This is a genomic window from Bacteroides ovatus (assembly GCF_001314995.1).
Taxonomy (GTDB): Bacteria; Bacteroidota; Bacteroidia; order Bacteroidales; family Bacteroidaceae; genus Bacteroides; species Bacteroides ovatus.
Genome location: NZ_CP012938.1, coordinates 4,978,551 through 5,002,817, shown reverse-complemented (window position 1 = coordinate 5,002,817; position 24,267 = coordinate 4,978,551). Strand labels below are relative to the sequence as shown.

General features: G+C 41.6%; 13 protein-coding genes. 6 read left to right on the top strand and 7 right to left on the bottom strand.

Annotated elements, in window-relative coordinates; all coding sequences use genetic code 11:
- The first annotated feature begins 23 nt into the window (after window positions 1-23).
- Genes proC through Bovatus_RS18890 form a run of 3 tightly spaced genes read left to right on the top strand, consistent with a single transcriptional unit; the run spans window position 24 to window position 3,054 of the window.
- Window positions 24-797, top strand: a complete 774-nt coding sequence (gene proC, locus Bovatus_RS18900; RefSeq protein WP_004299843.1) for a pyrroline-5-carboxylate reductase — start codon at window positions 24-26, stop codon at window positions 795-797.
- 39 nt (window positions 798-836) lie between these two features.
- Window positions 837-1,391 carry a helix-turn-helix domain-containing protein gene (locus Bovatus_RS18895; RefSeq protein WP_004299841.1) on the top strand — a complete coding sequence of 185 codons (555 nt, stop codon included), beginning with the start codon at window positions 837-839 and terminating at the stop codon, window positions 1,389-1,391.
- A gap of 7 nt (window positions 1,392-1,398) precedes the next feature.
- The gene (locus tag Bovatus_RS18890; RefSeq protein WP_004299839.1) at window positions 1,399-3,054 is read left to right on the top strand and encodes an AMP-binding protein; all 1,656 of its coding nucleotides are present in this window, start codon (window positions 1,399-1,401) and stop codon (window positions 3,052-3,054) included.
- Between the two features lie 111 nt (window positions 3,055-3,165).
- On the opposite strand, the gene Bovatus_RS18885 is transcribed toward Bovatus_RS18890, so the two are convergent.
- Window positions 3,166-4,707 (bottom strand): glycoside hydrolase family 28 protein, encoded by a 1,542-nt coding sequence (locus Bovatus_RS18885; protein ID WP_004299837.1) that lies wholly within the window; start codon window positions 4,705-4,707, stop codon window positions 3,166-3,168.
- 212 nt (window positions 4,708-4,919) lie between these two features.
- Here Bovatus_RS18885 and Bovatus_RS18880 point away from each other — a divergent pair, with 212 nt between their 5' ends.
- Window positions 4,920-9,299, top strand: a complete 4,380-nt coding sequence (locus Bovatus_RS18880) for a hybrid sensor histidine kinase/response regulator transcription factor (protein ID WP_004299830.1) — start codon at window positions 4,920-4,922, stop codon at window positions 9,297-9,299.
- Between the two features lie 36 nt (window positions 9,300-9,335).
- Here the strand turns inward: Bovatus_RS18880 and Bovatus_RS18875 are convergent, their stop codons facing one another.
- The 6 genes from Bovatus_RS18875 to Bovatus_RS18850 form a co-directional block, all read right to left on the bottom strand.
- Entirely contained in the window at window positions 9,336-10,640 is a 1,305-nt protein-coding gene (locus Bovatus_RS18875) for a pectinesterase family protein (protein ID WP_004299829.1), read from the bottom strand.
- Between the two features lie 33 nt (window positions 10,641-10,673).
- On the bottom strand, window positions 10,674-12,347 hold the full coding sequence (locus Bovatus_RS18870) for a DUF5123 domain-containing protein (RefSeq protein ID WP_004299827.1): 1,674 nt from the start codon (window positions 12,345-12,347) through the stop codon (window positions 10,674-10,676).
- A gap of 16 nt (window positions 12,348-12,363) precedes the next feature.
- Complete coding sequence (locus Bovatus_RS18865; RefSeq protein WP_004322178.1) at window positions 12,364-14,439, bottom strand: RagB/SusD family nutrient uptake outer membrane protein; 2,076 nt, start codon at window positions 14,437-14,439, stop codon at window positions 12,364-12,366.
- Window positions 14,440-14,449: 10 nt separating this feature from the next.
- Window positions 14,450-17,701, bottom strand: coding sequence for a SusC/RagA family TonB-linked outer membrane protein (locus tag Bovatus_RS18860; RefSeq protein WP_004322181.1), 3,252 nt, complete (start codon window positions 17,699-17,701; stop codon window positions 14,450-14,452).
- Window positions 17,702-17,812: 111 nt separating this feature from the next.
- Window positions 17,813-20,293 (bottom strand): glycoside hydrolase family 95 protein, encoded by a 2,481-nt coding sequence (locus tag Bovatus_RS18855; protein WP_004299817.1) that lies wholly within the window; start codon window positions 20,291-20,293, stop codon window positions 17,813-17,815.
- 21 nt (window positions 20,294-20,314) lie between these two features.
- Window positions 20,315-21,934: a pectinesterase family protein gene (locus Bovatus_RS18850; protein ID WP_004299815.1), complete on the bottom strand. Its 1,620-nt coding sequence runs from the start codon at window positions 21,932-21,934 to the stop codon at window positions 20,315-20,317.
- 282 nt (window positions 21,935-22,216) lie between these two features.
- Here Bovatus_RS18850 and Bovatus_RS18845 point away from each other — a divergent pair, with 282 nt between their 5' ends.
- Together Bovatus_RS18845 and Bovatus_RS18840 are read left to right on the top strand one after the other, a co-directional pair.
- Complete coding sequence (locus tag Bovatus_RS18845) at window positions 22,217-23,857, top strand: polysaccharide lyase domain-containing protein (protein ID WP_004299813.1); 1,641 nt, start codon at window positions 22,217-22,219, stop codon at window positions 23,855-23,857.
- A gap of 167 nt (window positions 23,858-24,024) precedes the next feature.
- Entirely contained in the window at window positions 24,025-24,225 is a 201-nt protein-coding gene (locus tag Bovatus_RS18840) for a DUF2007-related protein (RefSeq protein ID WP_004299812.1), read from the top strand.
- Window positions 24,226-24,267 lie beyond the last annotated feature (42 nt).

Sequence of the window (24,267 nt, the reverse complement as noted above, 5' to 3'; positions counted from 1 at the left end):
CAACTCATTAAAAACAAGCGTATATGAAAATAGCCATTATCGGTGCAGGAAACATGGGCGGTTCAATAGCCCGTGGCCTGGCAAAAGGAAGTCTGATAGACGATTCGGATATCATTGTATCCAATCCCAGTGCCGGAAAACTAGAGAAACTGAAAAAAGAATTTCCGGGTATCTCCACCACCAACAATAATCTGGAAGCAGCCACAGGAGCAGACATTGTCATCCTTGCCGTCAAACCGTGGTTTATGGAATCGGTGATGCGCGAGTTGAAATTAAAAAGCAAACAGATACTCATCTCCGTAGCTGCCGGCATCAGTTTTGAAGAACTGGCTCATTATGTCGTAGCACCGGAAATGCCCATGTTCCGTCTGATTCCGAACACCGCTATCAGCGAACTGGAAAGCATGACGCTTGTTGCCGCGCGCAACACGAATGATGAACAAGACAACTTCATCCTCCGGTTATTTAGCGAGATGGGAACAGTGATGCTTATCCCCGAAGATAAAATAGCGGCAGCCACCGCATTGGCATCCTGCGGTATCGCTTACGTACTGAAATACATTCAGGCAGCCATGCAAGCCGGAATCGAAATGGGACTCCGCCCTAAAGATGCCATGCAGATGATAGCCCAATCCTTAAAAGGAGCGGCCGCACTGATTCAGAACAACGACACCCACCCCAGCGTAGAAATCGACAAAGTAACCACTCCGGGCGGAATCACCATCAAGGGTATCAATGAATTAGAACACAACGGCTTCACCTCTGCTATTATCAAAGCCATGAAAGCTTCCAAATAACACCATAGAATTATTAATCATAAAATACTAACCATTTGTATGAATGAACAAATTAAACAGATAGCAGAACGCCTCCGCGGATTACGTGATGTATTGGAACTGACCGCAGAGGATATCGCCCGCGATAGTGACATTTCTGCTGAAGAATACCGGCTTGCGGAAACAGGAGATTACGACATCTCTGTCAGCATGTTACAAAAAATAGCCCGTACGTATAATGTAGCCCTCGACGCTCTGATGTTTGGCGAAGAACCTAAAATGAGCAGCTACTTTGTGACTCGTGCCGGCAAAGGTATCAGCATTGAACGTACCAAAGCTTATAAATACCAGTCACTGGCTTCAGGATTCATGAACCGTACCGCCGATCCGTTCATCGTTACCGTTGAACCGAAAGCAATCGACGAGCCGATCCATTATAACAAACATAATGGACAGGAATTCAACCTTGTCATCGAAGGACGTATGCTTATCAACATCGAAGGCAAAGAAATCATCCTCAATCAAGGAGACAGTATTTATTTTAACTCTAAACTTCCACATGGCATGAAAGCGCTCGATGGCAAAACGGTACGTTTTCTGGCAGTAATTATGTAACAACATCATGGTAGAAAGATTTTTATCACAGACCTCTTTCAGCTCACAAGAGGACTTCAACAAGAATTTGAAAATAAACGTCCCGGAGAACTTCAACTTCGGTTATGACGTAGTAGATGCCTGGGCAGCCGAACAACCTGACAAGAACGCTTTACTTTGGACAAATGACAAAGGCGAAAGTCGCCAATTCTCATTTGCCGACATGAAACGATCTACGGACATGACCGCTTCTTACTTCCAGAGCCTGGGTATCGGCCGTGGCGACATGGTGATGCTGATTCTGAAACGCCGTTATGAGTTCTGGTATAGCACCATCGCTCTTCACAAACTAGGAGCAACTGTCATTCCGGCTACTCACTTGCTGACCAAGAAGGATATTATCTATCGCTGCAATGCTGCCGACATCAAAATGATCGTAGCTGCCGGCGAAGGAATCATCCTGCAACATATCAAAGAGGCTCTTCCCGAATGTCCCACGGTTGAAAAGTTAGTCAGTGTCGGTCCGGAAATCCCGGAAGGCTTCGAAGATTTCCATCAGGGTATCGAAAATGCTGCTCCGTTTGTACGTCCGCGCCATGCGAATACTAATGATGACATCTCTCTGATGTATTTTACTTCCGGCACTACCGGCGAACCTAAGATGGTGGCACATGACTTTACTTATCCGTTAGGTCATATCGTTACCGGTAGTTTTTGGCACAACTTGGATGAAAATAGCCTTCACCTCACCATTGCCGATACCGGCTGGGGAAAAGCAGTATGGGGAAAACTCTACGGACAGTGGATTGCCGGAGCCAATATCTTCGTCTACGACCACGAGAAGTTTACCCCGGCAGCTATTCTGGAAAAAATCCAGGAATATCATGTCACCTCTCTCTGTGCACCTCCTACCATCTTCCGGTTCTTGATTCACGAAGACCTGACAAAGTACGACTTGTCTTCACTTAAATATTGCACCATTGCCGGAGAGGCATTGAACCCTGCCGTATTTGAAACTTTCAAGAAGCTGACGGGTATCAAACTGATGGAAGGTTTCGGACAAACAGAAACAACCCTCACCATCGCCACCATGCCTTGGATGGAACCGAAACCGGGAAGCATGGGGCTGCCGAATCCTCAATATGATGTAGACTTGATCAACCATGAAGGTCGCTCTGTTGAAGCGGGTGAACAAGGACAAATTGTAATCCGCACCAGCAAAGGTAAACCTCTCGGACTTTTCAAAGAATACTACCGGGATGCGGAACGTACTCATGAAGCTTGGCACGATGGTATTTATTACACCGGCGATGTTGCCTGGAAAGATGAAGACGGATACCTGTGGTTTGTCGGTCGTGCAGACGACGTTATCAAGAGTTCCGGTTACCGCATCGGCCCATTCGAAGTGGAAAGTGCGTTGATGACTCATCCGGCTGTTGTGGAATGTGCCATTACCGGAGTACCCGACGAGATTCGCGGTCAGGTAGTAAAAGCTACGATTGTTCTATCCAAAGACTATAAAGCACGTGCCGGAGAAGAACTGATTAAGGAATTGCAGAACCACGTGAAGAAAGTGACTGCTCCTTATAAATATCCGCGTGTGATCGAGTTTGTAGAAGAGCTTCCTAAGACAATCAGCGGTAAGATCCGCCGGGTGGAGATTCGCGAAAACGATAAGAAGTAAATTATAAACAACTCTAATCAATAGAAGAACGATATTACAGATGATGTAATATCGTTCTTCTCATATCTACCCAACAATAAAATTCAACAGAAATAATATGATAGTTCCTGTTTATTTAAAACTCTCTTTTTTCCAATAATTATGTCCTTCAATAATATGACTGTTATTAGCTTTATAAAAATCCTTCACAGGAGTCATCTGAAAACAATTATTAATAATAGCATTATCGACATCTTCAAAAGTAACAATCGGTTGTTGGTTTACAGGATACTTCGATCTAACATTATTCAGAACAATCTGCTTACACTTACTGAATTGCCACGGTGAACCAGTCTGCGAAGAGAAATCCACATTATCAAAACGAATATCCTCAGCAATATCAACTATAAATCCAACCTCTGCCTTCATATTAATATTTGAAAAGGACAAACCTTGTACAGGCATTTCTTCAATCCCTTTAATATAACCAATTTGCTTGATATCAGAACCTGTGATATTACTCAAATGAATGTTCCGGAAAACAGGAGTCCGTTCACTGACAGGTTCCACTTTTGATTCTTTATCATAGAACAAATCAAAGATGAAGGCATTCCGCTGAATATTCTTCATGACGATATTATCTACCCGAAGCTCTTCAACAACTCCTCCTCTCCCACGAGAAGATTTCAAGCGAATACCGGAATCCGTACCATCGAAAACACAATTAGAAATTGTCACTCTCCTTACACCGCCTGACATTTCACTACCAATAACTACCCCTCCATGACCGGAAAGCATAACACAATTAGTTATCGTTATATTTTCACATGCCTTTCCATATTTCCGTCCATCAGCATCACGCCCCGATTTAATTGTAATACAATCATCCCCCACACTAATAAAACAATCAGAAATACGCACATTCCGGCAAGAAGAAGGGTTTATTCCATCCGTATTGGGACCTTTTGGGTCTTTTGAAGGGTTATATATCGTCACTCCATGCACTGTTACATTATCACAAAAAGCCGGATTTATGGTCCAAAAAGGAGAATTGACAATTTTCACATTCTCTATCAACACATTGTTACATTCATAAAACTGAATAAAAGGAGGCCGAAACATACGACGCTCTAAAGAAGGTTTATAATAATCCGAAATTTCCAGATCTTCATTAGCCTCTTCCCACATTCGTTGTAGTTTATTCAAAGCAGGCAATTTTCCTCCGTTCTTTTTAATCAGCTCCCGTGTTTCTTTCTCCCAGCTCCACCATTTGAATCCATTACCGTTCAACGTTCCACGCCCGGTTATAGTCAAATTCTCCGCATCATGCGCATAAATCAGGGGAGACAAAGTATTCATCACTGTACCTTCCCAACGAATCTTCACAAAAGGAAGATAATCTTCAAAACGATCTGAAAAACGAAGAACAGCTCCGGACTCCACATACAAAGTTATATTACTTTTCATGTGGATAGTGGCTGTCAAATAAACACCTGCCGGGAAATAAATAGTTCCTCCACCTTCAGAAGATGCTTTTTCAATCGTTTGGTTTATTAACTCCGTACAAGATTCAATACCTCGGGGATCAGCTCCAAGCTCCTTCATATTAAAGGTACGAGACCATGCGGTTACGGCTATAACAAGTCCCACTACACAAATAAATAGACGTTTCATTTATAGTTTTCATTTAAAATTTTACCAGTTCTAATTGTCAAAACAAAAGTACGAGGTATCTTCTCTCCTTATAGGGTAATAATTGTGCTTGATAGAGGATAGACAGGTGGATTAAATATGCAAAAGCGTGCATTTTATGTTCAATCACGGTTTTATATTTCCTTTTTAATCCAGTTTTATCTATTTTTGCTCTACACATAATTTATAATATCATGAAGACACTCTATGTTTTCCTTTTATGCTTATACACCAGTCTGACTGTAGCAGCTCAACCTCTTTGCCAGATTAAACACTTCTCTGTCAATAGTGGCCTTTCGCAAGGAGTAGTAGTGAATATAATGCAAGACAAAAAAGGATTTCTTTGGTTCGCCACCTGGAATGGACTGAACAAATTCGACGGATACACATTTAAAAATTACAAAGCATTTCCGGGAGACGGCTGTACTTTAACGACTAACCGTTTCTCTTATATTACAGAAAGCAAAGACGGAGATATATGGTGCAAATCTTATGATAACCGTGCATATCTATTTGATATTCAGACAGAGAAGTTTATTGACATACTCCTTCCTATTGAATCATCCCTGCAACAGACCAACACAGTCAGCAATATCTATACCTTAAATAAAGGGATTACATGGATCACCTGCGAACAAGGTTATGCTTTCAGAATCAATGAGCAAACCTGCAAAGAAGGAAAAGATATCATTTTATACAGCAGTTTCAACCAAAATTTAAAAGGAAACAAGATATTCGACATTTACGAAGATTCCGACGGGGACGAATGGATCATGACAGATAAGGGAGTAACCATCATCGGGAAAAAACGAATCAACAGCGATTATCCGTTCAAAATGGTCAAAGAATATAATAAGAGAATATATCTTATCTCAACTTCCGGAAAAATCGCAATATATGATCCCAAGAACGGAAATATAAAATTCCAGGAGTTACCATGTCCTGTCACAGATATCTATTCCATATCTTCCATTTCCCCTTCTAATGACAAGATCGGCTTAGGAACTGACAACGGATTTATAACATACGATACAGAAAAGAAAAAATTCCAACATTTTAATATACAAACAGCCACCCAGCCATCCAATGAAGCTCATTTCTTTTATCAGGACAAAACCGGAGAAGTCTGGATCTTTGCCAATACCTCCGGTGTGATAAAGCTAAATCTGAAAACAGGAGATAAGCAGCACTTCACAGCTCCTATACAAAACCTAATCCAATATGAACGCGACAACCGGTACATGATCTTTGAAGACCATGAAGGCACACTATGGATGAGTCCTCAAAAAGGGCATTTGTGCTATTATGACCGCGACAGTAATCAACTGAAACTATACTTTGCAGATGAAAATAATCCCGCTTCCCTATTTGCCCCCTCTATTCGCTATTATTATACCGACCGGCAACAGAATGTATGGATTACCAATGACCGGGGCGTAGACAAAATATCTTTCTATCCCAATAAATACAGAATACGTCCCATAGACAATGGATTGGAAATACGTGCTTTTCTTGCCGACAAACAGAAACGTCTCTGGGTTGCTTCCAAAAAGGGAAACGTCAGAATTTACCGTCCGGATGGGACATTAGAAGGCTACCTTTCTCCACAGGGCATAATCACCCCTCAAGAGGTTACTTTCGGAAAAAGTGTGTACTGTTTTATGGAAGATAAACAAGGAAATATATGGATGGGAACCAAAAAAGACGGCCTCATCCTTCTAAAGAAGAAAAATGAGCACTCCTATCTTTTACAACAATTCGTCCATCAGCCACAAGATACATACAGTTTAAGCAACAATAGTGTCTATAGTATTATTCAGGATAGTCATGACAATATATGGATCGCATGTTATGGAGGTGGCCTCAACCTATTATCACACGCACCTGATGGTTCTACCAACTTTATCCATAGCGGCAACCGGCTGAAAAACTATCCTGTTTCTACTTCACTCAAAATAAGACATATCGCAGAAGCCCCCAACGGAGTGTTATTGATTGGCACAACCAATGGTTTACTTACATTCTCCAATAAGTTCGATCAGCCTGAAGAAATTAAGTTCTATCACAGCAACCGTATCCCTAATGTAGATTCCAGCCTTAGCAGTAATGATGTCATGCAGATATTTACTGACAGTCGAAAAAACACTTATGTAATAACATTCACCGGAGGAATCAGCCAGGTTATCTCTAAAAATCTGCTCACGGAAGATATACAATTCAAAAGTTATACAATCAAAGACGGATTAGCTTCCGATTTGGTACTTTCAATGCTCGAAGATACTCAAAAACAATTATGGGTAATCTCCGAAAACTCCATATCCAAATTCAATCCACAACAAGGAACATTTGAGAATTATGGAAGTAATTACTTTCAGAGAGAACTGAATCTCACTGAAGCAGTTCCCACACTAACCAGTCAAAAGAAAATCGTTCTCGGAACCAATCAAGGGATACTTGAAATCAACACAGAACAAATGAAAAAAAGTTCTTATGTACCTCCTATTGTATTTACCGGACTCAAAATACAAGGAAGTCAACTTCATGTAGCGCTTGATGACATAAAAGAACTGGAACTAAATCCTTCGGAACGTAATGTCACCTTTCAATTTGCAGCCATTGATTATGTAAATCCCGATGCCATCGAATACGCCTATCGCCTGCAAGGCCTGGAAGAAGAATGGAACGAAGCCGGTAATAACCGCTCTGCAACATACATAAATTTACCTGCCGGAGAATATCAACTGCAAATCCGTTCCAGCAATAGCGACGGAGTATGGACCGATAATATACGCACTCTCCCCATTCATGTTTTACCCACTTTTTGGGAAACATACTGGGCATGGTTATTCTATATTGTCATGTTCGTTTTATTCACCACTATCATTGTATACATCCTGTTCTATATCTACCGTTTGCGGCATCAGGTTGATCTGGAACAACATTTATCCAATATCAAACTGCGTTTCTTCACTGATATTTCACATGAATTACGCACTCCTTTAACTTTAATATCCAGCCCTGTATCAGAAATTCTAGCGCATGAAGCAATCTCTCCGACAGTTCGGGAACATCTAAATTTGGTACATAAAAACACAGAACGTATGCTTCGTCTGGTTAATCAACTACTGGATTTCCGCAAAATCCAAAATAAGAAGATGAAAGTGTTGGTAGAAAAGACAGAACTCGTTTCCCAATTACAGAAGATAATGGAAAGCTTCCACCTTATAGCAAAAGAAAAGAGAATTGATTTCCAACTTCAAACTAATACAGACAAAATATACGCATGGGTAGACCGTGACAAATTTGAAAAGATATTCTTCAATCTACTTTCAAATGCCTTCAAATATACACCGAACGGGAAGAAAGTAACGGTAAATATGATAACAGGTTCGGAGCAAGTCACCATCTCCGTATCTGATGAAGGCATTGGCATTGCTCCCGAAAAGCAACAATCCCTATTTTATCGATTTGAAACACTGGCACAATACAATATCCTGCAGCCCTCATCCGGCATTGGGCTTTCACTAGTACGCGAATTAATAGAATTACATCACGGAAATATCCAAGTGAAAAGCGAGCCGGGAAGTGGAAGTGAATTCATTGTCACACTTCCTAAGGAAGAAAAAGCATTTGCAGACGATCAACAAACCGAATTTATTTTATCCGACAGTGACAATAATTCACCGACGATACAAGCTACTGAAGAAGATTCGGATAGTACATCCTTCAAGGCAGCATACGCAGAGAATGAAAATAAAACCGACGCAGAGGATGAAAAAACTTCCATTCTTATTGTCGAAGACAACAATGAATTACGTCATTTCCTATGGAATATCCTGTCAGAGACTTACACTGTTCTCGAAGCAACAAATGGAAAAGAAGGATTAAAATATGCACAGCAGTACATTCCGGATCTGATAATCAGTGATGTTATGATGCCGGTCATGGATGGATTAGACATGGTGAAAGCAATCAAAGCCGATCATGACACCTGCCATATTCCTATTATATTACTATCAGCAAAATCTTCTTTAGATGATCGGATAGCAGGACTGGAACAAGGTATCGATGACTACATTACCAAACCATTCAGCTCTACATACTTAAAAACCAGAATCTTGTCGCTGCTCCGTCAGCGTAAACAGCTACAAGATCTATATTTATCGAAACTGTCAGAGCATACTCAAGAAGAGGATCATATAAATGGGTGGGAGCCTTCACAACCTCAAGTGACTCCATACGATGAACAATTCATGCAACAAGTAATGGCGTTTATGGAGGAACAAATGGATAATACAGATATCACCATCGACGACTTCGCCAACAAACTAATGTTAAGCCGTACGGTATTCTACCGAAAATTAAAATCCATTGTTGGGCTGACTCCGGTAGATTTCGTATGTGAAATGCGCATCAAACGAGCCGCCCAGCTAATTGAAAAAAGTGAATACAGTTTCTCCCAAATTGCTTATATGACCGGTTTCAATGACCCGAAGTACTTTAGCAGGCGCTTCAAAAAAATCATGGGAGTCACTCCTACAGAATATAAAGAAAGAAAGGGAGATGCCTCATAAGCACCTCCCCTTTCCTTACCAGTTTTCTATATTCAATTACAATACACCTTTTTTACCTTGCGTTCCATATTGATTCACGGCAGATACCTTCAAAGCATAATTCACTTCCGACACCGGAAAAGAGGTATCAGTAGTCGTCCCGAGAATCTGTTCTCCATCATATACAATATATCCGATCGCATTCTTCACAGGATTCCATTTAAGAGTGCCTTGCTGATAAACCAGACTGCGCGGACTTCCTAATTTCTCCATCATAATACGCGGATTCCAGCCATCATTACCCGGAATCATATTTTCGTACGTATATTTGTCCGCCTCCTCTTTCGTTATAGTTGCCTGACAGGTACCCGATACTTCCTTACCGGTTTGGCGGTCTTTATATTGATATTCCGTTTTGCGTTTACTTAAATCCAACACATTACCCTGTGCATCACGACTATTGTATTCGGCAAAAATTCCGGGAACCGTTCCCATATTCGTCCATCCTTCATCAGCGACAGGGATAAGCATGATGGTATTGATATACACCGTCTTCGAATTATTATGCCATGGACGCCCCAACTTCAAACGTCCGTCAGCCGCTTCACTGTTTCCATCTATAGTGCAATTACGAAAAGCATAACCATATTTAGCATCTTTATGGGAAGGAGCCACTATTACTGCTCCACTCCGTACATTATAAAGCGTACAGTTTTCCAGCAACACATCACCACCACCATAAAAATAGTCTACCGCGCCTTCTATCCAGCAATCTTTCACATAGTGCCGACTGACATCATTATTGGCAGTCATCCAAGTATCTTGAAAAGAACGGAACTTACAATTATAAAAGGAAGCACAATCTGCCTGACTATTCATAGCCAAAGCCTGCGGACCATTATCTGATAAAACTCCCCAGTCATTCACATACGAAATGTTTTCCGTATAAAAGTGGTCTCCTTTTACCACCACTACCGATCCCTCGTATTTATAAACTGGAGAGGAAGGATTATGAACCGAGTGTTCCCAATAAGCTGTTTTTCCACCTATTTCTTTACCGGTCAGTTTACTACCAACATTCAAGTTTAAATGAATAATGGTCTTATCCTTATCCTGGCCTATTAAATGTACGTATGGCTTATTCTTAGGGATAATCACCTGCTCATTATACAAGCCATTCTTTATCAGAATCAACCAAGGTTTCGTCTGTCCGTCAGGTACAGCATTGATTGCTTCCTGAACCGTTTTATAATCTCCACTACCATCAACAGCTACAATAGCCTGATAAGGCGATGAGTCCGCCTGTGCATAAATCATTGCACAGGCACTCATCAATAAAATTGATAATACAATATTCTTCATGATATTCTTTATACCTAACAAGTATAGGATCAATTAATACCAACGTGGATCACCAGCATTACCCGTTCCGGCGAACCCGGCTCCCGGTTTAATATGGAAATCACCGTTCAATGGATCAACGAACAAGTCATCCGAGCTTTGTTTTATTCTCGTTATTTCTTCAAACCTGTTATTGCCTTCCTGCAGGTCGGAGGTGATATAACAATTATCAGAGAAGTTCAAAATGTCATAAGCACCATTTCCACTATTCATTTTCTTTCCTTTGTTCGGACCGGAGAAAATCAAATTCCGCATTGTCGCAGATTTCGGAGAAGGCGGAGTACTTGCCGCATTATCGAAACGGAAAACTTTAGGCAATTCCTTCTTAGCATCCATAGAATTATAGAAAGTACAATTTTCCAATATCACATCACCGATTCCCCCTTTCACGTCCATCAACTGGTCACCAATATTAATCAATGTACTATTCGTTATAGAAACCTTTTCCAACTGATCGATATTTTTTCCGAAATTAATCATTCCATATCCGTCCGTACCAACTTCGGATATGACACAGTTATCAATCGTAATATCCGTCATGAACACACCACTTCCATCGCTAATACGTACAAGCGTACGTTTTATGTTCTGTATAGCACATCCTGTAAATGAAATAGACTGGGCATAAGAACTATTTTTCCAATCCGTCATATAACTGGCCTCGCCATTTCCATTCAGGCAAACAAACTCGAATGACAGAGACTGTATCGGAGAAGCCAATGATATTTTATTAGTCACAATAAGCTGTGGACGATTATTTTCATTAGCTTCCGTACTGGTAAACAAAATATTATCCAATCCCGGAATCTTTAGTTCACTTACCTTATACACCGCCCCCGGAGTAAGTTGGACAGTTACATTGCTACATTCTTTCTCTTTCACAAAATTAGATAACAATGTACTTAAATCAATGACTCCGGTTTCCGTAGCCTCCACAAAAAGGATTTCGCTACCACCCAATCCCAGTGTCTTGAATACATACGAACCACGTAATGCATCATTATTATAAATCCGAACACGATAGGTCGCTCCATTCTCCAATTCGGAGAGTGTTTTTGAACAAGCCGCTATATCTTCCGAAGTCAAATCAATCTGTTTTTCCTCACCATATTTCGTATCCACCATTTGAGCCAACGTCAGATGAGTTACCCTGTTCGTTTCTTCCCATGTCAAGGTTGCGGAATTAGCTGTAACTTCCACTCCGGTAAATAATTGCTCATCCGGAGTTTTAAATGCTACACTGACATAAGTGCTTGCCTTTCCCTGCGCATCTTCTCCTTTCATACGAACAGAATATTGCGTAGAACCGTTGAACTCCTGAAACAAAGTACGATATTCCACCCTCATAGGCGTATTACTCTCTGAAAATACAGTCAATGTATCTTTCAGAATCGTATCTGTCCTTACATAATTTTCCGCATTAAACTCCAAGCTGTCCGTATAAAACTCAAAAATATAGACTTTTGCATTCACAATCTGCGAATATCTTAATGTAACCGAAGTCGCATCGGTAGCCGACTTATCGAACGTCAACGGACGGAACAAAGCATCATAGTTCTTATTAACTGTCCAGTCATTGGCATCGTCCTCACAGGAAGACATACCCACTATCAAAGCCAATAGTACATACAGGCATGCTCCGGATAATCTATTAACTAGTCTTTTCATCTTTTCCTACCATTAATTATTTATAACCATACGAATTAGAAACATACCCTTGCGTCTTATTGACATCCTCATAATAAATAGCGAATACATGGCGATAATTACACACTCCATTACCAACAGAATATTTACGGAACTCCGCTTCGGCTTCACCGCCCCAGTTCAGCCTGCCAAACAAATTCGAATAGTCGTAAGACGCATTCAGCCCTGTACCGCAAACCAATATTCTAGCCATTGTTTTCACATAATTAGTATTCAGGGTTGCATTTATATCACCATCCTTATTCAATGTCACCTGCATACTGATCCAGTTGCACTCATACTGTCCTTTTGATGCAGAAGCAGTACCGGTTCCCATATCCTCATTGAAGTTAACAGACGACATATCAATGTATTCCGGATTATCAGAGTCTTCATATTTATAATAGATTTTTCTCGGTATTTCATCCACTTGATAAGTCTTCCCGAAAATAGTCACCGGCTTGTAGTCATACAACATACAAAGACCTATTTTCATCTCTTCTATTTTCTCCGCCAACAATCCCCAACGTGTCAAATCCTGACGACGAATAGATTCACATCCAAACTCCCATGCCCGTTCATTGACAATAGCCGTGAAGAAATCCGCGTCATACTGCGTGATTTCGGGAGCACCAGTACCAAATGCTCTTTCACGAACCTTTTCCAAAGCCTGTCGGGGAGACATACCGGCAATCGGACTAACTGCATCCGGTCCTGTCAATACATTTTGAGCCTCCGCAAACATCAGGTAAATATCTGAATACCGCATCAAAATCCAGTTGATACCAGTAGCAATACGTGAATTAGCTTTCGGGAAACGGACTTTCATATAATTATCAGTCATCCAATACCAACGCCATTTACCACAAGCCACTCCTAATGGATTACAGCGAATAACTTCCTTATTTTTTCCATTCTCATTGATATATTCCTGGAAAACACAAGTAACATCCCGACGGGTGTCTGCCGGATCAAATGAATAAAAATAGTAAGCAGTAGTAGCCGCATATCCTGCCCCTCCCATACCTTGGGTGGTATTAAAAACCCCTCTGTTCAGGTTGTATCCCATCGTGGCCCCCACATCTCCATTCTGTCCTTCACCAAAAGCAACTTCAAACAGGTTTTCATTATACTTGTTGTATTCCAGATGATTGACAGTAGACCAAATATTCTCATAACTGGGATCAAGCTCATGAGGATTATCAGTCGCTCCCAAAATCTCCGCACACTGTTTGGCAGCCAGTTCATAATAATCTTTCCAATTCTTAGGGCGACCGACGAAATATCCGTTCATTTCCGGAATGGTCGGATGATGTTCCACATCCAAGTCCGGAAACTGATTTCCATCCCGTACAGACCATCCTCCAGCAAATAGCGCTACCTTTGCCAGCAGTCCTTTGGCAAAACCTTTATTCATGCGTTCTACCGTATATGATTCTTCTCCCATCCAAGGCAGATATTCAATTGCCTCTTTCAAATCCTCTATGATATAATTATAAACAATATCACGATCCACTTTTCCTATATAGACATTTCCCAATCCGCTTTCAGACGCATGCTCTTTATATGGCACATCTCCCCAATAACGGATCAATTCAAAATAGCCTAACGCTTTTAGTGCTAATGCCTCTCCTAAATATCTACGCATGGCAGCCTTGTCCGAAGTAGATTGCATCAACGGTGACCGACGTATACCATCTACGATAGTAGTGGCGGATTCTGCCAGATAATAAAGTTTGTCCCATCTGGTATTCCGGTTATAATTATCGTCATAAAAATTGCCAGCACCTTCATCACGAAGTGTCGAATTATAGTTTTCCGTAGAAAACGCACCCGAGCCAACCTCCACGTCAGAAGCTCCCTGCCAGTTGACACACAGTTTCTGACCATATATATAGGTGTCCGTCATTGTCGCATATACACCCATCAGGGCTGCTTCCGTCAGAGCTGTCGATTTAAACAGATTCTCATCACTTGGAATAGAAGGACTTTCGGTATCCAAAAAATTATCCATACACGAAGTGCATAACACAGAGGAGGATAAAACCGCTAAAAATAGTTTCTGTATTTTCATTTTTCAAGTATTAAAAAGTAACATTAAGACCGAATACATAAGAATGTGCTTTCGGATATGCAGAATAATCCACACCCGGAGTCAAAGGGGTAGAACGTTGTGTGCTCACTTCAGGATCCTGTCCGGAATAAGCTGTCCAGCAAAACAGGTTATTGGCCGTAGCATACACGCGCAGGTTCTTGACTCCTAGCTTACGAGTCACAGTAACCGGAAGCGTATACCCTAACGTCAGGTTACTACAACGCAAAAAAGAGCCGTCTTCAATCGCCCAGTCCGTCACAAGCGTACGTCCCATCATAGGCATCCAGATAGAGGCTTTGGAATTGATTTCAACAAAGCGTTCCGGATTGGCGTCATTACCATACATTACATTGGCACCCGTTTCCGGATCAATAATCGACCAACGGTTTTCCAAACTCATAAAATCTCTGATATTATTATATTTACGATTCGTATGAGTGGATGCCATAATCTTATTGGCATTATATACTTTATTGCCATATGACCAGTTGAACATTGCCGCAAAGTCAAACCCTCTCCATGCAGCATTCAGCCCGAATCCGCCAATATGCTTTGGCTGTACACTACCGATCACTTTACGGTCATTATCCGCATCGATCACACCGTCATTATTCTGATCCTTCAGTTTGATAAAGCCAGGACCAAAGTTAGGCAGGTCATTAGAGAACAAAGCCCTGTCGTCTACTACCCCTTCATTCAGTATCCATTTTTTCGTATTCTCATCAAACGTAAAGTCGTCTACAGAATAAAAGCCCTCTACTTCGAAACCATAAATCTGTCCTACCGCCTGACCTACAATAGCACGAAAATCATCAGAGCCGATATCCGGTCGCCAGTTGGATTGCGCACTCAATACGGTTGCCGTTCCATCCAGTTTATTCACTATATTTTTATTGAATGATATATTGAAGTTAGCGCCCAGATAGAAATCTTTACTATTGATAATCGTTCCGCTAAGCGTAAGTTCAACTCCCCTGTTCGTACTGCGGCCTACATTCTGATACTGATATTCATATCCCGAATTTGAAGGAAGATCCATGCGTAAGATTAAATCTTTCGTTATATCATTATAGAAGTCAACCGTCACATTCAAACGGCTATTAAAGAGGCTGGCATCTATTCCCACATTAGAGGATAACTTCGTCTCCCAAGTCAGATTCTCGTTCCGCAAGGTGTTCTGCAATTTCAGGGCACTCTGTACTGTTTCATTCAGATAATATTGCCTATTGGCAGAAGATTCCATTTTATAATCCTGTCTCCAGTATGAATTGACACGCGCATTACCAACTGACCCGTAACTCACACGAAGTTTCAGATTATCCAGCCAGTCTTCCGTCTGCTTCATAAATTTTTCCTGGGAAATGCGCCATGCCAATGCCATACCCGGGAAAAATCCCCAACGGTTTTCAGGAGCGAACACATTCGTTCCGTCGGCACGGGCTGTAAAAGTGAACATGTACCGGTCTTTGAAAGCATAGTTTAAACGACCGAAGTAAGATGCCGTACGGGAAGGTTCACCAAGAGTGGTATACGTTGGTTGGGATTCTCCATAGTTCCACATAGCCAACACTTCGCTCGCCGTAAAATCCATAGGATAATATTTGGATGAGGCAATCATCTGATTTCTGTAATTACTCACCATTTCATGTCCGGCCATCAGATCAAGGCGGTGATTCTTTTTCAGAGAGAACCGGTAACTCAATATGTTCTGCAAGTTCCATCGTGCACCTTTCTCATCCGTACGTTTGGCTACGGGCTGACCAGCGTTGGAACTCGACTCTCCGGTTTTCTTTAGCCAGACATTATCGGTATAATTATAAGTATATGCGTAACTACCTTTCAGCTGATAAGTCAATCCTTTAACAATTTCCCAGTTAAAGCCGGCATTATAAGTCATAGAAAACTGGTTTTGCTTCTTATACTCATTCACCGTATTATATACAGGATCATTCAATGATGATAACAATGCATCATCCGAGTAATCAATTTCACCCCCCAAAGCATCTCCCGCATCTATACTTGCAAGGCTGTTGATTGGCGAGAAAAGAACGGCATCTCTCAATTTACCTCCATTGGTACCCGCACCGTCAATCACCATTCTAGTCAAACGGCTGGAAAACTCAAACTTCAATTTGTTACTCAACTTTTTATCCATCTTCACACTCAAGTTATCCCTCACATAATTGGAGTTGAGCATAATGTACTTCTCATCATCCCGCGTATAACTCAAATTATAACGCAATGTAGCATCCGTTCCTCCTGTTATACCAACGTTATAGCTTTGTTTGAATCCGGTGTTTCCATATACTTTATCCTGCCAGTTCGTGCCTTCTACCGAACGATAAATATTGCGGTCGTCCCAACGTCCATACATCGAATTAATGCTACTGGTCAGAGAGGTGCCCGGATCAAGCTCTTTCTGAAAACAGTAGTATTCGTAAGGTGAAAGTACCCCCGTCAGATTATACACATTACTGACACCCCAGTGAGCATTGAATGAGACTTCTGTTTTTCCCGCCTTACCGCTTTTTGTAGTAACAAGAATAACGCCGTTCGCACCTTTAGCTCCATAAATGGCGGTAGAAGAAGCATCTTTCAAAACATCAATGCTCTGAATATCACCGGGAGGAATATCATTGATATTACTCACCTGAAAACCGTCAACAATATATAACGGTGAATTGTCCTGGGTAATAGAACCACCGCCACGCACTGTAATCTGGATTGTTGCATCGGGCGATCCATCAGTAGCCACTACATTCACACCTGCCAGTTTTCCTGTAATAGCCGCAGCCGCAGAAGTTATCGGAATATCCTTCAAAACCTTCTCACTCACTGAAGAAATCGCACCGGTCAAATCTCCGCGACGTGAGGTTCCGTATCCTACCACTACCACTTCGTCCAAAGTCTGATTGTCTTCTTCCAACACAACTTTCAGATGTTTGCCCGGTTTCACAGTCGCAACAACTGATTTCATTCCTACAAAACTAATTTCCAACTTTGTTGCATCTTCGGGAACAGACAAAGTGAAATTTCCATCCAAGTCGGTAATTGTACCGACGGAGGACTTTTTCAACACCTTCACACTAGCACCAATAATAGCATCGCCGTTGGTATCCACCACCGTTCCTTTCACAGATACCTTCTGTGCATATACTGTTGTCGCCGTTATAAAGCACAAGAGCAAGCAACATATATACGCAAAGCATCTTCTCAAAAATAAATGTCTTTGTACATCCATAGTATTATCTTGATTAATTTGTTTCATTTTTGATGTTACAAAAGTCACACTTTTACATCTGTTTTCCACTCATTATTTATGCAAAAGCGTGGACTTTTTATATAGAATGTCTTATTTTACTGTAACAATAATCACCTCTCCTTCGCGTGTATCCACATCATACAAATAAGTATCACGTAATGCCACTCCTTTTAAAGGCGCTTTTTCACTAATCATCGGGCGTGAGATTTGCTGTACTTTAAATAATGCGTTCGGATTCGCTTCCTCTTCCTTCTTCTGTTTCAACAATGCTCCTTCAGCAGCCAATTTCCAGTAAGAGCGCAGGCGCAGATTGCCTCCGGTTTCCGAACGTAACACAGCTTTTACCAGCTTACCGTCCTTCCAAGTCAATTCATCAATCAAAAAACCTCCCCGGGCACGCAACCCTTTCACTGTCCCGCTCTTCCATTCCGAAGGCAATGAAGGCAACAGATGAATCGCACCATCATGACTTTGCACCAGCATTTCGGCAATACCAGCCGTGCAACCGAAGTTACCATCTATTTGGAAAGGTGGATGCGCGTCGAATAAATTAGGATACGTTCCGCCTCCCTGTCCTTTTTGTATTTCAGGGCTGACATAAGTCAGCTGATTCTTTATCAACTGATAAGCATGATCCCCGTCAAGCATACGGGCCCAGAAACAAACTTTCCATCCCATTGACCAACCGGTAGAAGGATCTCCCCGTTGTATCAATGTGTTTTTTGCCGCTTCAAAGAGTACCGGAGAACGATAAGGAGAAATCTGATAACCGGGATATAGCCCCCAAAGATGAGAGATGTGCCGGTGACGATCATTAGGATGATCCCAGTCTTCAAACCATTCCTGCAATTGTCCGTACTGCCCTACCTGCATCGGAGGCAACTGCCGGCGCATATTCTTCAATGTATCACAAAAATCAGTATCTGCGTTCAGCACTTTGGCAGCTTCGCATGTATTTGAAAATAAATCAAAAACCAACTGATTATCCATCGTGATTCCTGCAAAAAGATTACTTTTCTTCTTTATCCAGCGCGGAGAATTCTCGGGTGAGTTGGAAGGAGTGACAACCAGATAACCCGTGTTCGGGTCGCGTACCAGAAAGTCGACAAAGAATTCCGAAGCACTTTTCATCATCGGATATACTTCCTCCAAATACTTCTTATCACCGGAAAACAAATAACGGTCCCATAAATGCTGGCAAAGCCATGCATTAGCCACAGGCCATGTCCCACAATAAGGACGGTCCACCGCACCCGTCATACGCCACAAATCCGTATTATGATGCAACACCCAGCCACGACAACCATACATTCGACTGGCAGCTTCACGCCCATTCTCGCTCAATTCACGTACCATCTGGATGAATGGTTTATGAAGTTCGGCCAAGTTGGTGATTTCCGCCGGCCAGTAATTCATTTCAGCATTAATATTCGTTGTATAATTGCAGCTCCAGGGAGGTCCCGGGTTATGATTCCATTTGCCCTGCAAGTTGGCGGGCTGGCATCCGGGCTGTGAAGATGAAATCAATAAGTAACGTCCATACTGGAAATACAATGCTATCAATGCCGGATCATAGGATGAAGAAAATTCCTTGATACGTACATCCATCGGCTTATTGGCTTGGGAAGTTTCACCCAAATCCAAAGTTACACGATTGAATTGTTTCTGATAAGCAGCAATATGAGCGGCTTTCGCTTTACTATAATCTTTCGCTGCATTTTTCAAATAAGCTTTATTCCGTTGATACGGATCGCCCGATATATCTTTATAGTTGACAAAGTTAGTCGCCATCGAGATATACAATGTAAGTTCACTGGCTCCTTGAACGCTAAGCAACGTGTCATTGGCAGTTATCACTTTCCCACCTTTATGTTTCACATCCAAATCGGCACAATAGTGCACTTTACCCGGAAAATAACGGCTGCCATGCGTAATACCTTCCAGCCGCAAACCTTTCTTTCCATAAATACTACGTTTCGGATCTCTCATCGGGGTATTAAAAAACAGTTCGCAATTGATTGTTCCCGGTTTGGATGCTTTGATATGCCTGATAACCAGTTGATCGGTAAATGATGCAAATGTTTCTTCGGTAAATTCCACTCCGTCTACTTCGTAGCGAGTCACAGCTACTGCATTGCTTATATCCAGATCACGATAGTAATTATTTACCTTTTTGTGATCTTGATAACGAATATTCAGACGACCCACTGTCTGGTAAGGCATTTCATTCCCCACTTGTGAAAGAATCTTCGTTGCCGCCATGTTCTGCGCTTCTTCGTACTTTCCTTCAAAAATCAACCGGCGCATTTCCGGCAAAGCCGTTTTTGCTTCTTCATTATAGTTCTGGTAAGGAGAGCCCGCCGACACTGTTTCTTCGTTCAACTGTATTTGTTCCAGTTGAGGGTCACCGAACACCATTGCTGCAATCCGTCCATTACCAACCGGGAGTGCTTCTTCCCAATAAGAAGCGGGTTTGTCATACCATATTCTATAGATGTTTTGTCCTTCCACATTCCCCAACAGAGAAGAAAAAGCCAACATACAACTGAATACTTTACTTATCATTTTCATATTTTAAAGTTTTAATTGTCATCACTCTTTTGAAGGTTCACTCAAAGACCCATACTCACTAACGGCCTTCACCTGATATGTCTTTCCTTCCTCAACATTACAAGACGTTTCCTTGGTTATTTGTACAGTTTCATCGTTCGCAATTACCAAATAACAAATTGCATATTTTGAAGCATCCCAACTTAATATTCCGTTTTCTCTTTTCAGATTTTCCGGTGCGGATATTTGTTCCATATATTTCTTCGGGTCCCAATTATCGCCCTCACGAACAACGTTTTCATACGTATACCGAGCTGCTTCACCTGCCGTAAGGACAGCCTGACAAATGCCTGTCACCGGATTCTCTTGTTCATCCTGATAGGTATATTGCGTTTTACGCTGACTTAAATCTACAGTATTCCCCTCCTTATCTTTACTGTTATATTCAGCAAACATTTGAGGAATAGCTCCCATATCCGTCCATCCTTCCGGAGCTATCTTTATATTAAAAATCGTATTGAGATATACAGCTATCGGAGAATTGTGCCAGGGACGCCCCAACTTGACACTTTCTGTATCAGCCAATTCATTTCCATCCACAATGCAATTATTCAACACATATCCCCAACGTGTTCCTACTTTATGAGAAGGAGCAACAATAATTGCGCCATCCCTCATATTATAAAAGGTGCAATGTTCGAGAAAGCAATTCCCGTTTCCATAGAAGTAATCAACGGCTCCTTCAATCCAGCAATTCTGTGCATACAGTCTGCCGTTATCCGATTTAGGCCCGGTCTGCCAGGTGTCTTGGTACGAGAGGAATTTGCAATTATTGAATGAGTTGCGGTCATTCTGGGTATACATTGCCAATGCCATAGGGCCTTTCTGTAATTCTTTGCCATATCCGTTTACAAAAGATATATTCTCTGCGTAAAAATCCGTAGCCTTCACTGATACCATAGCGGCTTCCGTTTTTCCTAAGTTCTTATAAGAGTACTTCCACACATCCGGATCAGTCGCACTGGCTTCGGTTGAGCTGTTAATTCGTAACTTGACAATTGTCTTATCCACATCCTGTCCGATGAGATGAATATACGGTTTGTCTTCAGGAATGATTATTTGTTCTTCATACGTTCCGTTCGCCACGAAAATAAGCCAAGGTTCTGTTCTTTTCGAGGGGACATTATCTATTGCTTTCTGTATACTGGTATAGTTTCCTTTTCCGTCAGGACTGACCACCGCATCAAATATGCGTGCTTCCGGTTGAGGACGTTCTCTGATTGTAAACTGAATACTAACACCTTCGAATACATTTCCCTGAAAGTCTATGACTGCACCTTTGGGGAGGCTGAACTGACAGGCCTGATTATAGTCCAAAGCAGTATAAGCGTAAGACGCTGTTTTACCTTTGAAAGTCAACTCCACTTCCTCGCCATTAAAATTCGCTTTCCCTTCTCCCGCTTTCACATACTCGTTAAAAGTAAGCAGAATCGTATTGTTTTCTTCGGCCGTTTCACCATTTGCAGGAGTTACAGACACCAAAGAAGGGGCTTCATGGTCGGGAACAAAAAAGTTATTGCTACTTTCCTTGCAACTTGTTGCCAGCAAAGCTGATAACAACAATAGTCCTTGGGACATCTTTGAAAATAAATGTGCTTTCATAAATTATTTGTTATATTCTTAATGATAGATTCTTATTCCATTATTATTTGGTCGTCCTGCCTTGAGCAGTTACTATTTCACGTTACAAAAGTATACGGAACAACATGAATACTTTCTCACTATTTGTTTGTTTGCGTGGACTTTTTTAATATCATTCAAAAGTTGCGGACTTTTTGTGCAATCTGGTGCACTATCTATGCAACCAGTTGTCTATCAAATTCTATCCACTTACATTTGTATCAGTATCACTATCATCACATTTTATAAAAAATCAGGTAAGATATGAAAAACAACAAGGTAAAATTCATTTTCGTGGCACTACTGTTTGCCACACAAGTAGAATCGTTCTCCTCCTGTTCCACATCTTCAGTCAATGAAGATAATAAAGAACAGGAGACTCCACCGGATTCTCCCTCCGTATCTCCACCAGTAGAAGAAACAGCATATGCCTTTCCCGGAGCTGAAGGAGGAGGAATGAACACTACAGGAGGAAGAGGTGGAAAGGTATATATTGTCAGATCCCTGGAAGACTCCAAAGCACCGGGTACCCTCCGGTATGCCATCGAACAAAAGGAGCCTCGTATAATTGTCTTCTGTATATCCGGCACCATTTATCTAAAATCGACACTGGACATTCGGAACGGTGATGTCACGATAGCCGGCCAGACAGCTCCCGGAGACGGTATCTGCCTGGCTCACTTTCCAGTAAATGTATCGGCCGATAATGTAATTCTACGATACCTGCGTTTCCGAATGGGAGATACGGATTTGCTGGGCTCTTCGGCTTCCGACGGTGCAGATGCTCTGGGAGGACGCCAGAAAAACAATATCATGATTGACCATTGTTCCATCAGTTGGAGCACTGACGAATGTGCTTCATTCTATGATAATACTAACTTTACTATGCAATGGTGTATTATTTCAGAAAGTCTCCGCTTATCGGGACATACCAAAGGCCCTCATGGATATGGCGGTATTTGGGGAGGAGTCAACGCTTCCTATCATCATAATCTGATGGCACACCATGACAGTCGCACACCACGTTTCGGTTCCGGAGTAAAATATCAAGGTCAGGAACGTACTGATATGCGTAATAATGTTATTTATAACTGGAGCGGTAACGGATGTTATGGCGGCGCAGCAATGGGTATTAACATTGTGGACAACTACTACAAACCCGGACCCGCTACGGATGCCAAAGTGGCCAACCGTGTGATGGCTATCGACATCAGCTCTTCTGATGGAGATTTTGCACCGATCAAAGGGGTATTGGGACAGTATCATATCAGCCGGAATCACTTCGAGGCAGGAAACCAACTGACAGAAGCATCCGCCGCAAAAGTGAACAAAGACAACTGGACTGGTATCCGTAACAACACCGGTCACTCTCTCGATGAACTGAAACGGGATACTCCGGTAGAAGTAGATGCGGTAACTACCCACACAGCACAAAAAGCTTACGAGCTGGTGTTGAAATATGCGGGTTGCAGTCTCAAACGAGATGATATAGATACTCGTATCGTTGAAGAGACACGCACAGGAACGGCACAATTCATCGGAAAGAACGAACACAACGGATTAGGAGATGCCCCCTGCCCGAACGGTCCTTGTGAACATTGCGACAAAGGTATCATCCATTGGAAAAGTCAGAATTATCCTAAGGGCGGACTTATCGATAGTCAGAAAGACCTAAAGCCTTCCGGAGCTGGTAGCGACTGGAGCGCATGGCCAACATTAAAATCATTGCCACAAATTACTGATTCTGACAATGACGGCATGCCTGACGAATGGGAAACCGCCAACGGATTGAACCCAAACAAATATGATGCAAACGGAAGAAATCTAAGTACTGCCTATGATAATATAGAGGTTTATATCAATAGCCTTGTAGAAACAATAACAAATACGCAAAATAAGAAATGAATGATGTGAGGGAAAACAACTCTTATTAACGCAAAAAACTGGTCAATTAATACAAATCCTGATTCAATGAATCATTTGTATACTATAGATGAAACAATATTGCACCTCTATGTTGCTTTTCTCTCTTATCTTTGTCGCAGTAAAAACAAAAACACACTATAAAGATCATGATTACAAGTAGAAAGATTTCTCAAGTCAAAGTTTTTGCTGGTAGTCCTTGGGAAGTAGCCAGCGTAAAGAGTTTGTTGAATGCAGCTTATATTCAAGTGTCAACGAAAGACAATGGTTTAAACAGTATTTTGATTTCTGTTCCTTGCGAATACTATACTGCGGCCATGCGTGTAATTAATAACAGAAAAGTTTCATAGGTTTTAGGTTTACATATAAATTGGAGGGTTCTTATTGTCAGC

Excerpts from the sequence above, each read along its gene's own strand:
- proC (WP_004299843.1), top strand. The coding sequence starts at position 24 with ATGAAAATAGCCATTATCGGTGCAGGAAACATGGGCGGTTCAATAGCC.
- Bovatus_RS18895 (WP_004299841.1), top strand. The coding sequence starts at position 837 with ATGAATGAACAAATTAAACAGATAGCAGAACGCCTCCGCGGATTACGT.
- Bovatus_RS18890 (WP_004299839.1), top strand. The coding sequence starts at position 1,399 with ATGGTAGAAAGATTTTTATCACAGACCTCTTTCAGCTCACAAGAGGAC.
- Bovatus_RS18885 (WP_004299837.1), bottom strand. The coding sequence starts at position 4,707 with ATGAAACGTCTATTTATTTGTGTAGTGGGACTTGTTATAGCCGTAACC.
- Bovatus_RS18880 (WP_004299830.1), top strand. The coding sequence starts at position 4,920 with ATGAAGACACTCTATGTTTTCCTTTTATGCTTATACACCAGTCTGACT.
- Bovatus_RS18875 (WP_004299829.1), bottom strand. The coding sequence starts at position 10,640 with ATGAAGAATATTGTATTATCAATTTTATTGATGAGTGCCTGTGCAATG.
- Bovatus_RS18870 (WP_004299827.1), bottom strand. The coding sequence starts at position 12,347 with ATGAAAAGACTAGTTAATAGATTATCCGGAGCATGCCTGTATGTACTA.
- Bovatus_RS18865 (WP_004322178.1), bottom strand. The coding sequence starts at position 14,439 with ATGAAAATACAGAAACTATTTTTAGCGGTTTTATCCTCCTCTGTGTTA.
- Bovatus_RS18860 (WP_004322181.1), bottom strand. The coding sequence starts at position 17,701 with ATGGATGTACAAAGACATTTATTTTTGAGAAGATGCTTTGCGTATATA.
- Bovatus_RS18855 (WP_004299817.1), bottom strand. The coding sequence starts at position 20,293 with ATGAAAATGATAAGTAAAGTATTCAGTTGTATGTTGGCTTTTTCTTCT.
- Bovatus_RS18850 (WP_004299815.1), bottom strand. The coding sequence starts at position 21,934 with ATGAAAGCACATTTATTTTCAAAGATGTCCCAAGGACTATTGTTGTTA.
- Bovatus_RS18845 (WP_004299813.1), top strand. The coding sequence starts at position 22,217 with ATGAAAAACAACAAGGTAAAATTCATTTTCGTGGCACTACTGTTTGCC.
- Bovatus_RS18840 (WP_004299812.1), top strand. The coding sequence starts at position 24,025 with ATGATTACAAGTAGAAAGATTTCTCAAGTCAAAGTTTTTGCTGGTAGT.